Source organism: Streptomyces sp. NRRL WC-3618 (assembly GCF_001280005.1).
GTDB lineage: Bacteria > Actinomycetota > Actinomycetes > Streptomycetales > Streptomycetaceae > Streptomyces.
In genome coordinates this window covers 1-11,145 of the sequence record NZ_LGDW01000018.1, presented here as the reverse complement: position 1 = coordinate 11,145, position 11,145 = coordinate 1, and the positions used below count along the sequence as shown (strand labels likewise).

Genomic DNA, 11,145 nt, shown 5'->3' with positions numbered 1-11,145 from the left:
AATGACCAGTTTCGACATCACAGGGACCTCGGAACCCTGGGTCGTCTTCGTTCCCCAAGGGGTGGCCGAGGTTCATCGGCAACTGTCGAGGATGGAGGCGACGGGCGGGCGTGTCTGCCACTTCGACTCTCGCGATCTGATGACCGAGCAGGGAATCTACCGTTCGTTCGCGGAAGCCCTGCAGTTCCCCGGTTATTTCGGCAGAAACTGGGACGCCATGGTGGACTGCCTGGACGACTTGTGTGGTGCTGTCACCGGTGGAGTCGGGGTCGTGGGCATCATCCATGATGCGGATCGACTACTGGAAGCGGAACACTTCCCCCTGTTCGTATCCGTCCTCTGCCAAGGGGCGGACCGTGCGAATTCGGCGGTAGACCTCGATGGATTCCCCCTGGATCGGCCCGCCGTTGCCGAACACTTCGTTCTCGAATTCCGTGAATTCGATCGTGAGAAGGTCGCACGCCGGGTCGGACAGCCTGACCTGACCGTCACCACGGGGGACGGATTTGTCGCTGCCGCTCTCAATCCCGAGGAATGGCATTGAGCCTCTCGAGCGAGACGAGTGCGGCACGGGCAACCCGTGGGTGATCCCTGCATCCATGGCATCGCCGAGCGGCGTTGACAAGTCCGTGGGCGTGGGCGCAGGTGGCATCGTGCCGGCCCGGGCGAACCGTGGAGACCCGCAGCGGCCAGCCGTCCGAGGCGGAGACGACCTGGACGTTGTCGCCGTGATGCTTGCGCGTGCCGCGTGTTTTCCGGACCACCACAGATCCATGCCATCGGGGCCGCGGCGACCCGATCGGTGCGGATAACGGTGCCATCCGGGCTGACTTGCAGCGGGCAGTCGGCACCAACCTGCACCGCGGATGGCCTACGGAACTTGGCGGTAGATGTCGCGGCGGTTGCCGATGGCCAGGACCCACACGATCAGCTGACCGTCCTCAACGGTGTAGACAACTCGGTAGTCGCCGACCCTGAGCCGCCAGCGGGCGCTGGTCCCCTGGAGGGCTTTGATGTCGAACGAGGCGGTGTCGCCGACGTCCAGCGCCTTCTGGAGTTCGGCGAGGCGGTACAGAATGCGCAGGGCATCCGGGCGCGGGACCTTGAGCATGTTCCGCTGGGCGTGCGGCGTGAAGCGCATGACGTACCCCATCAGGTCAGCCCTGATCGGCACGCAGCAGGCGGGCCATCTCTTCGAGCGAGACCGAACCCTCCGTCCCCTCGGACTCGGCTTCGTCGGCCAGCCGGTTGAGCCACGCCTCCTCGGCGTTCTCCGCGATCTCACGCAGGCGCTGGTACTCCTGGATGTCGATCACGACGGCCTCCTGCTTACCGCGCCGAGTGATGATCGTCGGGGTTTCCTCCCGCCGGGCGCGATCAATGACGTCAGCGAGGTGACTGCGGACATCCGCCATGGATTCGATCACCGGTTCACTCATGTCATGAATGTAGCAGATGTACATAAAGCTCGGGTAATACCGGGCGGCCACGGCGACATCGATCTCGGGAAACACCGAAGTGCCGGAGCTGTCGACCTGGTCGTCGTCGCGACCGCTGAGCTGCAAGGGCTTACCCAGCTCCATCGCGATCACGACTTCGAGTGCATCGCCGCAGGGACCGGGTAAGCCCTCCAGTGGTTCGGCCCGGAACCCGGCAAGTAGGTCAGCGGTGGTTGCAGTTCTGGTTGCGTTCACCGACGTACGAAATCGTTCGGAATCCCTACCCAAGTGAACTGCACCGCAGGTCAGACCCCTCCCGCACATCCCCGTACCCCAGACGAAGACTTGGAAAGCGTGTTGGGGGCAACCCCTCACGAGTTCGAATCTCGTATCCTCCGCCAGTGCCTCACCGGGCACGATGTCGAAGGCCCCCGCTGCTCGCTTCAGTTCTAGTGGTCGTTGCAACACCCCAGTTCAAGGGGTGTCATGGACTTCGAGATCCGCACCCGTTGCTCCGTGAGCGGGCCGCATACTTCCAGCTCATGGAGCAGGGCTACAGCACCCGGAAAGCGGCCCGGATCGTCGGCATCGACCGCCGGACGGGCAAGAAGTGGCGCAACGGCCACCAAAGGGGCCGCAAGGCGGCCCCTCCGACCTACCAGGAGCCCGGGCAGACGCCCCGGGCCACAGGGAGGCATGCGGCGTCTTGTATCCGCTTCATGGCCGAGGGGTACGCGGTGGCGTCGGTGCTGGGATTGCTGGAGGAGCGGGAGGCGGCTGCCCGGGTGCGGGTGGAGGGGCTGCGGGAGGAAGCCGCGCGGTTGGCTGGGGTGTTGGAGGCCGCGGAGATCGAGCTGGATCGGCGGGCGATCGCGCGGGAGGAACTGGTCGAGGCCCTGGCCCTGTCCGTCGCCGAGACGACTGCCATGACCGGGGCGGAGCCGGAAACGGTGCCCTCACCGGTGCCGGGGTCGGTGGTGCCGCCCTGGCGGGACGGGTTGCCGGTGACCGTGCTCGCGCCCGACTACCAGCGGATTCTGGGCATGTTGGAGGAACGGCGGTCCGCGGGCAGGGGACCGGTGAAGGCCAGGGAGATCGCGGCGGAGCTGGGCCTTGGGACGACGCCGGCGAAGGTCGAGGGAGTACGGTCGAAGGCCAGACGCCTGACGGATCGCGGGTGGCTCGTCCTGGAGGTGTCGGGGGCGTTCAGTGCCGGCCGGCGGCCCGTGGCCGTGCCAGCCGCCGACTCAAAGTGGAACCCGGTGCCCTCCCGACGCGATAACCGGGCTACCGGCCTGCCCACCCTCAGCCACCGAAAGCGAAACGGTCCGCCGACTCCGTCGCCGGACCGTCAAGAAAGATCGAGGTTAAGGGGCCATGATCGCTCGCTCCATGGCAGCTTCCGCCCAAAGTCGCTCCGCCGACCGCGCGATATGCTCACCGCCCGTATAGGCAGGCCTCAGGGCCGCAAGGGGGAGAAGCCGTGCAGCTCATCGCGCATTGGGGGGACCTATGGGTGCCTGTTTCGATGATTGTCCTAAGCGTCATCCTCAGCTTGGTAACTCGTCGGTGGCGGCACAGGCGCCGGGCCGCAGTGAGGTGGCGCTCACGGACTCACTGGGAATGGTTGCCATTCATGTTCGGGCTGGTCGTAGCGATCGCAGAGGTCTCACAACTCCTTGACGTACCCGATCCTTGGATCACGATCTCTGACGTGATTGCCTATGCGCTCGCCATCACCACTGTGTTCATGGCCGTTCGGACGGTGTTCATCCTCTTCATGCGCGGCACCCGACTCTTGTTCCGACGCAGAGGGGTGGAAAGCAGCAGCTGAAAAGGACCACCATAGACCGAGGTGCTGGCTGAGCCGATGCGCTACTTGACGACGAACGCGACAGGTTTCAGCTCTGCGGTACAGCAGAGAAGTACAGCAACCACGGCAACCGCCCGTGGCCAACAGCGCCCATCAGCTCCGTTGAGCAACCTGTATGACCCTCAACACCCGATCTTGTTTGAGCTACGGATCAGAATGTTGCAGGCCAGGAACCTCGTGACGGGCGTCGGCACGACGGCTACCCTTCCGTCGTGAACGGCAGAAGCGCATGGATCGCCACCGTGGTCGGATTTCTTGTCTGGTGGGTTCTGGCAACGATAGCGTTCCGGCTCTTCGGAATGATCATCGATGACCTGAAGAGTTGGCCGACCTCCGCCGGCATGGCCGCCGTTTCCGTCGCGGCAGGAGAACTGTCGGAGCGCTGGCATCGGCGTCGGCGCCGAACGAGGCCGCAGACGTCTCCCACTGCAACGACTACCGAAACAGGCCGCACCACAAGCGCACCAGATAAGGCGGGGAACAGCGGGGAACCACGGTGAGAGTGGCTCAACCCGCAGAGGCTGCAGCCCAGCCGTTCGCCCAGGTCAGCGCTCCAACCGGCCCCAAAGTGCCTCAGCTTTCCAAGCTGAGGGTCCTGCGCCATCCTTGACCTTGGCGCCGAAGCGGCTTCGGCCCGCCCGTGACGTTCCCTGTCTGTCGAGGTGCACCCTCATGAAGTCCCGATCGACGCTTGCGACTTGGCTGAGCGAACTCGACGGTTCCCGTCTGGCACGCGTACTCGCCATGCGGAAGGACGCAGCCTCCGCTCCGGAACCGCGCTCGGTGGGGGAACTGGCGGACCGTCTCCAACGTCCGGGGTCCGTGGCACTCGTCCTGCCCCAACTCACGCTGCCGTGCTTGCAGGCCGCCGAGGCGCTGGCAGCCCTGGGAGCACGAGCGACCCGGGACAGCCTCGCGGAGTTGCTCGGCTCGACATCCCCTACGGCGGTACACGCGCTGGACGCGACCCTGGAGGCGCTGTCGGATCGGGCGCTCGTGTGGCACGACGGCAACGAGGCGCTCCGCATGCCGACGCCCTTGCGGCAGGCGTGGAGCACGCCCCTGGGACTTGACGCCCCGCTGGAAGAGCTGCTGGCCGGCGCCACCTCGGAGGAACTGCGCGGCATGCTGGCGGTCCTGGGTATCAAGCCACCCGGCACCAAGCAGCAGCGGCTCGCGGCTCTGGTGGAGCATCACAGTGACGCGGAACGGGTCGCCGCGCTGGTGGCGGGGGCACCGGCGGCCACACGGAAGTTGCTTGAGCAGAGCGCCAGGTCCACGCCGCGTGAGTCTCCGTTCGTCGTGTTCGGGGCTCCTGGCCGCGACTTCCAGCCAGGCGCCCGATGGGCACTCGACCGCGGGCTTCTGCTCCAGGACCGTCACCGGTACGGGCCCGTCCGGATGCCGGTCGAGGTGGCCTTGGCTCTGCGGGGCCCCGATTGGCACGCTCCGTTCGAACCTCTGCCACCCGTCACACAGTTGGTGCCCATCACCTCCTCGGAGGTGGAGCGGGAGGCCGCGGTGGCCGCCACCGCGTTCGCGGCCCATGCCGCCTCCGTCCTTTCGGCGTGCGCGACCGCTCCACCGATCCGGCTGAAGTCGGGCGGGATCGGCGCGCGTGAACTGGCCCGGCTCGGCAAGGCCGCCCAAGCGGAGGACGCCGTCGTCCGCATCGTTCTGGAGAGTGCGTACGCCGCCGGACTGCTGGCCCGCGACGGCGATCGTGTACCTCCCACCGAGGCGTACGACGCCTGGGCCGAGCAGGAGCCCGCAGAACAGCTCGCCGTACTGCTCCGGGCATGGCGGGACCTGCCGCTCACCCCCACCCGGGCGCGCGACGAAGACGACAAGGCGCTTCCCGCGCTCGCCGGTGCGCCTGACTGCGGCGGCTGTCTGCAGGCCCGCCACGGGCTGCTCATCGCGGCGGCGGGGCTCCCGGCGGGACAGGGTGTGAAGGTCGCTTCGGAGCTGGGGCCGCTCGTGGCCTGGCACCGTCCGCTCGCCGACGACGCCTCGCCCGAGGACACGGCAGCCTTCAGCACCGTGATCCGCGAAGGCGAACTGCTGGGCGTGCTGGCACGGGGTGCGCTGTCCCCGCTCGGTGCCCACCTGGCGGCCCACGCCGACGAAGAGCTCGACATCACGGCCCGGCGGCTGCTGCCCCCCGCGACCACGACGGCCCGGATCGGCGCCGACCTCACCGCAGTCGTCACCGGCACCCCGTCCGCGCGGCTCGCGGAGCTGCTGAATTCGACGGCCGACCGGGAGACCAGTGGCACGGCGTCGGTATGGCGCTTCAGTGCCGGCAGTATCCGCCGGGCCCTGGACGCCGGCCGCACCCCGGACGACATCACGGCCGACCTGGCAGCCGGCTCCGCCACAGCCCTGCCACAGCCGCTGACCTATCTCATCGCCGACACCGCACGAGGTCACGGACGGGTGCGCATCGCCCCCGCGGCCTGTGTCATCCACGGCGACGAACCCGCGCTCCTGGCCGAACTCGCCGCCCACCGCGCACTGTCCAAGCTCGCCCTGCGGCGGCTCGCCCCGACGGTCCTGGTCAGCGGCAGCCCACCCGGGACGACTCTCGTCGCGCTCCGTGCCGCGGGCTACGCCCCGGTCGCCGAGACCGCCGGGGGAACGGTACGCATCGAAAAGAGCCCGCCGCAGAGGGCCGCCGCTGCCGTCCCGCCCCCGCGAGGGAACGTCGGGCGGCGCGGCCCCCGGAGCACCGCGACCCACGCCTCGCAGATGCCCATCGACGCCGGGACTGACCTGGACGTCCTGGCCGACCGGCTGCTCAAGGCCCCGCCGAACGCCCCGGAACCCGACCCGTTCGGCAGCGGGGTGCCTTTCGCGACGGACACCGAGGAGATCGTCGCCGGATACACGAAGCACCTGTCGTACAGCGACGTCCGCCAGGTCGCCCATGCCATCGACGCCGGTGAGGCCATCATGGTCGAGTACATCGCCACCTCGGGCAGCCGGACCGTACGTACCCTCAGCGACCTCGAACTCGATCCGCCCTACCTCAACGCCTGGTGCCACCTGCGCGAAGCGGAACGCGTCTTCACTCTCTCCCGCATCCATGGCGTGATGCCCGCCTAGGACTCGGCGGCCAAGGCCGGGTGCCCCGACGAGCCACCCCTGCGGGCACCTCACCACTGGACTCGGTAGCGGTATGCCTTGATCCATTGCGAGCTTCCTCGTACGGCAGCGCAAAAGAGAGGAACCCCAGCCGGCTCACGGCTGGGGTTCCTCGGTCAGCGGGTGGAGTCGCCCACGTCGTGGACCGGTCGTCTACGCGGTGGCGGACCGCACCACTTCGCGGTCACCGTGGATCCGGTGGGTCAGCGCTGCAGGGTGAGCAGGCCCGGCCGGTACGGCAGTTGGTCGTAGGGACCGCCGGCGTTGGGGTCCTTGCCCTGGTAGAGGAGCTGGAGGTTGCAGGGGTCGATGGTCATGGTCTGGTCGGGGTTGTTGCGGACCAGGTCGCCGTGGCTGAAGTCGTTGGTCCAGTTGGCGTTGCTGTTGGCCTTGCCCGCGAAGGGGTTGGACTCGGTGGCGGCCTGCGGGGTCCACGGACCGTCCAGGCTGGTGGCCGTGAACGAGCGGAAGAAGCGCCGCTCGTTGGCACCGCGAGCCTCGACGATCATCAGGTACTGGTTCTGGCCCTGGACCTTGTAGACCTGCGGGGCCTCGAACAGGTTCTTCACCGTGTCGCTCATGACGGTCGTGTACGAGGAGCCGAAGTTGCCGGGGAAGTTTCCGAGCGGCATGCTCGCCCGGTAGATCTTGCCGTTGTCACCGGCGAAGAACAGGTACATGTTCTTGTCGTCGGCGATCAGGGTCTGGTCGATGGGGGCGGCGCCCGGGATGCTGCCGGTGAACAGGGGCTGCGGCGCGGACCAGCCGTTGGGGTTGGTCGGGTCGCTGGACGTGCGGTAGATGAAGGGCCACGCACCCCACTGGTATGCCAGCACCCAGATGTTCTTGGGTGCGAAGTAGAACAGGGTGGGCGCCACCGTGGCCTGGTTCATGCCGGTCTGGCCGGCCGATGCCATGTCCGACCAGTTCGTGAAGGGCTTGAACGCCATTGAGCCGTACGACGATCCCGACACGTTCGACGCGTAGACCAGGTGCTTGCCCTGGTACACGACGTTGGTGAAGTCCTTCAGGGAGCCCCAGCCGTTGGCCGGCTGCGCCAGCGGTCCGGTCGAGGTCCACCGGTAGGTCGACGGGAGGGCGCAGGTGCCGCCTGTCGCGGGTGTGGTCGCGGGCGTCGTCGCGGACGTGGTCGTGCCCGTCGGCGTGGTGGACGTGGCGGAGGAGGCGGTCCATTTCTGGTTGCTGCCGGACCAGCAGGAGTAGAGCTGGATCTTGGTGCCGTTGGTGGTGGCCGCGCCGACGGCGTCGAGGCAGAGCTTGGACTGGACGCCGGCGATTCCGCCGTCCGTGGTGATGTTCCACTGCTGGTTGGTGCCGCCGTTGCAGTCCCAGATGATCACCGGGGAGCTGTTGGCGGTGCCCTTGGCGTCCAGGCATTTGTTGCCGTAGATCTTCAGCTCTTTGGCGGAGGTGTAGGTCCAGCGCTGGTTGGTCTGTCCGTTGCAGTCCCAGATCTGTGCCTGGGTGCCGTTGACGGTGGTGAAGCCGTTGATGTCGAGGCAGCGGCCGGAGGCGCCGCCCTTGATCGCACCGCCGGCACCGGAACCGCCGGCAGTGGTCCCGCCACTCGTGCCGCTCGTTCCGCTGGTGGTGGTGCTGGCGGGTGCGGTGGTGTTGAGGGCGTTGATGACGGCGGTGTAGGCGGCTTTGGGGTTGCCGTTGTTGTCGAACAGGAGGGGGTTTTCGCCGGCGCGCCAGGAGTCGCTGTCGCGGATGCCCCATACCGTGATGCCGGTGCACCGGGCCACGGACAGGCAGGCGTTGACGGCGCCGGCGTACCCGGTGGGAGCTGCCTGGGCGATGTCGAGTTCGGTGAGCTGGACGTCGACGCCCAGGGCGGCGAAGTTGGACAGGGTGGTCTTGAAGCTGGCCGGGGCCCCGCCGGTGCCGAAGTGGCTCTGGAAGCCGACGCAGTCGATGGGCACGCCCCGGGACTTGAAGTCCTTGACCATGTTGTAGACGCCCTGGGTCTTGGCGTCGGTCCAGTTCTCGATGTTGTAGTCGTTGTAGCAGAGCTTGGCCGAGGGGTCGACGTCGCGGGCGGTGCGGAAGGCCTCCTCGATGAAGCCGTTGCCCAGCACGTTCTGGAAGACCGAGCTGCGGTGCTGGCCGCTGCCGCCGTCGGCGAACGCCTCGTTGACCACGTCCCAGGCGTAGATCTTGCCCTTGAAGTGGGTCATCTCGGTGGTGATGTGGTTCTTCATCACCGAGCGCAGCGTGGCCGGGTCGCTGATGGAGCTGACCCAGGACGGGAGCTGGGAGTGCCACACCAGGGTGTGGCCGCGCATGCGCTGGCCGTGTGCCGTGGCATGGCTGACGATCTGGTCGGCGGCGTTGAAGGTGAAGTTGCCGCGGGACGGCTCGATGGCGTCCCACTTCATCTCGTTCTCCGGGGTGATCATGTTGAACTCGCGGTCCGCGAGCCCGGTGTACGTCGAGTCACCGAGCCGGCCGGCGGCCACCGCGGTGCCGAAGTACCTGCCCGACGGGGCCGCCTGCGCACCCAGCGTGGCCGCTCCGGCGGAGCTGGGCAGCAGCGTCACGACACCGCCGATGACCGCTGCGGCGGACAGTCCTATCGCCACTGCCTTGCGACGCCGGCTCAGCCGGTGCAGGCCCTTCATGATTCACCTCGGAGGCCGCGGGTCACCATGGGTTCCGCGATAGTTCGCGCGTCGGCAGGTACTGCCCGGTCCGTCGCGGGTCGGCAACGGCGGTGCGTACGGCCGCGGGGCGACGGCTGCCCGGGGGTGGTCGGGTCGTCAGGTGACACGTCGTGGCTCCCGATCGGAGTGCGTGGATACAAGTGGCGTGGCGCGGCTGGCCGCGCTCGCCCTCGTGGTGCACCCCTAGGTAGCCGGGCGGAACGGAAAGGTTGCCGCCTAAACCAAAACTTTTCCAGACCCTGGTCACCGAGGGTCCAGGGGCCAGGGCCCAGTCCTGCGGGCAGCGGGTACGAGACGACCGTCTCGTACCCGCTGCCCGCAGAAGCCGCTACGTCACCACCCCACCGCCCGCCGAGGTCAGTGCATTTCGGGGGACGTGGGCATGCCGAAAGCCTTCGGGGTCTCGGAGGCGCTCGGGGTCAGGTCGCGGCGGTGGGCGTGGAGGAAGGTCCGTTCGTCGACGTAGACCGCCGCGAAGAAGACGAGCGCGACGCCGAGGCCGATCACCGAGGGGTGCACGCCCGTGGTGGGGGCCAGGACGGCGGTCATCGCCAGCCACAGGAAGACGTTCGGGGTGTTCTGCGTGATGAACAGGTCCCGGCCGAGGCCGGTGTCGTGGGAGCGCAGGCGCAGGAACAGGGTCGTCAGCAGGCGCAGGGCGGTCAGGGCCGCCGCCGTGCCGGACATCACCAGAAGGAGTCGGACGGCCATGTCGACGGTCAGGCCGGTCGACGGGGTGAGGGTGAAGGTGGCGAGGCCGGCCACCGGGACGAGGGCCAGGCCGCCGAGCCAGTTCCAGTTGGTGCTGAGGGCGCCCGCGCGGATCGGGTCGCGGTGACGCAGGGCCTGTGCGCCGACGCCGGGCAGGGCGAGGGCGGCGAACAGGACGGCCGCGTAGGCGAAGAGGGCCGGTTCGAGCCTGCCCGGGGCGAGCGTGGGGGCGTCGCCCGGGAGGGCGAGCGGGAGGGCGAGGCCGGTGAGCAGAACCGCGGGCAGGGCGAGCGAGGCGGCCACGGTGTGGCGTACGGCGAAAAAGTAGTCACCTCCCCACAGCAGCGAGAGTGTGGGGGCTATCAGGGCCGGTGGGAGGAGCAGGAACAGGCCGGCCAGTTCCAACGGGAGCGAGTTTCCGGCCCAGATGAGGACCAGGCCCAGTGCGAGGCGGGGGACGAGCAGGGGCCAGGCCGTGCCGAGACTGCTCAGGGGGCGGCGCAGGACGGGTGGGTCCACGCGCAGCATGGCGAAGAAGGAGCCGACGGCCAGCAGGGCGGTGAGCGCGATGGTGAAGGCCGGGGCCGGGATATGGATGCCGAGCGCGAGCTGGGTCCCCACGCCCAGCGCGGCGGCCGCGGCCACCAGCAGAGGGAGGCGTATCTCCACGATCTCGCCCAGGTCGTTGACGAGCCCGGCCGCCGCGGGGGCGGCCACCGCGCGGCGCAGGTCCTGCTCGGAGAGCGGGCGCGCGTTGGGGATCTTGAAGTCTCGGTACGTGTCCGGGCTCGCGCCCGCGACGACCAGGGCGAACATCTCGACGACGTACTTGTGGGCGACGACCAGAACCGTGCGTCCCTCGCGGGAGGCGGGCAACAGGACGTGCTCGTAGTACGCGGCGACCCGCTCGTACATCTCCCGCCAGCTCTCGCCACCGGGCGGGCGGCCGGTCGGGGAGTGGAAGGCCTCGGTGTAGCCGGCGAAGCCGATCGTCTTCTTCACCAGGCTCTTGTTGAGCCCGCTGTAGACGCCGAAGTCGCGCTCGATCAGGGCTTCGTCGACGGTGATGCGGTCCGGGCGCCGCGGTAGCCGGTCGATGACGGTCCACGCCGTCTCGCGGGCCCGTTGGAGCGTGGACATGTGCACTTCGTCGATGTGTACGCCGCTCACGGCGAGCGCTTCGACCCGCTCGGCCGCCTGGTCGGCCTGGCGGCGGCCGAGGGACGTGAGGGGGGTGTCCAGGCGCCCGGCGAACCGGTTCTGCTCGTTCGCCTGGGACTCGCCATGG

At 68.4% G+C, this 11,145-nt stretch carries 7 protein-coding genes and 3 pseudogenes; 5 read left to right on the top strand and 5 right to left on the bottom strand.

The genetic code is table 11. The features are described from left to right. The first annotated feature begins 1 nt into the window (after position 1). Entirely contained in the window at positions 2 to 544 is a 543-nt protein-coding gene (locus ADL01_RS03495; protein WP_078960298.1) for a barstar family protein, read from the top strand. Between the two features lie 37 nt (positions 545 to 581). Here ADL01_RS03495 and ADL01_RS47655 read toward each other — a convergent pair. The 3 genes and pseudogenes from ADL01_RS47655 to ADL01_RS03485 form a co-directional block, all read right to left on the bottom strand. Further along, positions 582 to 840: pseudogene (locus tag ADL01_RS47655) on the bottom strand (transposase family protein); the annotation flags it as partial. A 31-nt stretch (positions 841 to 871) separates the two neighbouring features. Continuing rightward, positions 872 to 1,153, bottom strand: coding sequence for a type II toxin-antitoxin system RelE family toxin (locus ADL01_RS03490; RefSeq protein ID WP_053740387.1), 282 nt, complete (start codon positions 1,151 to 1,153; stop codon positions 872 to 874). A gap of 4 nt (positions 1,154 to 1,157) precedes the next feature. Next, entirely contained in the window at positions 1,158 to 1,415 is a 258-nt protein-coding gene (locus tag ADL01_RS03485; RefSeq protein ID WP_199834744.1) for a type II toxin-antitoxin system Phd/YefM family antitoxin, read from the bottom strand. Positions 1,416 to 1,505: 90 nt separating this feature from the next. Here ADL01_RS03485 and ADL01_RS45730 point away from each other — a divergent pair. From ADL01_RS45730 to ADL01_RS03470, 4 genes and pseudogenes are all read left to right on the top strand, one after another. After that, positions 1,506 to 1,625, top strand: a pseudogene (locus ADL01_RS45730) (VapC toxin family PIN domain ribonuclease); the annotation flags it as partial. Between the two features lie 266 nt (positions 1,626 to 1,891). Further along, positions 1,892 to 2,119, top strand: a pseudogene (locus ADL01_RS47650) (helix-turn-helix domain-containing protein); the annotation flags it as partial. 956 nt (positions 2,120 to 3,075) lie between these two features. Next, complete coding sequence (locus ADL01_RS03475; protein WP_053740376.1) at positions 3,076 to 3,273, top strand: hypothetical protein; 198 nt, start codon at positions 3,076 to 3,078, stop codon at positions 3,271 to 3,273. 711 nt (positions 3,274 to 3,984) lie between these two features. Then, positions 3,985 to 6,420: a helicase-associated domain-containing protein gene (locus tag ADL01_RS03470; RefSeq protein WP_053740375.1), complete on the top strand. Its 2,436-nt coding sequence runs from the start codon at positions 3,985 to 3,987 to the stop codon at positions 6,418 to 6,420. 242 nt (positions 6,421 to 6,662) lie between these two features. Here the strand turns inward: ADL01_RS03470 and ADL01_RS03465 are convergent, their stop codons facing one another. After that, the gene (locus tag ADL01_RS03465; RefSeq protein WP_053740374.1) at positions 6,663 to 9,104 is read right to left on the bottom strand and encodes a non-reducing end alpha-L-arabinofuranosidase family hydrolase; all 2,442 of its coding nucleotides are present in this window, start codon (positions 9,102 to 9,104) and stop codon (positions 6,663 to 6,665) included. A gap of 399 nt (positions 9,105 to 9,503) precedes the next feature. Next, positions 9,504 to 11,145: histidine phosphatase family protein (locus tag ADL01_RS03460; protein ID WP_053740373.1), on the bottom strand; the 1,642-nt coding region annotated here is incomplete at its 5' end.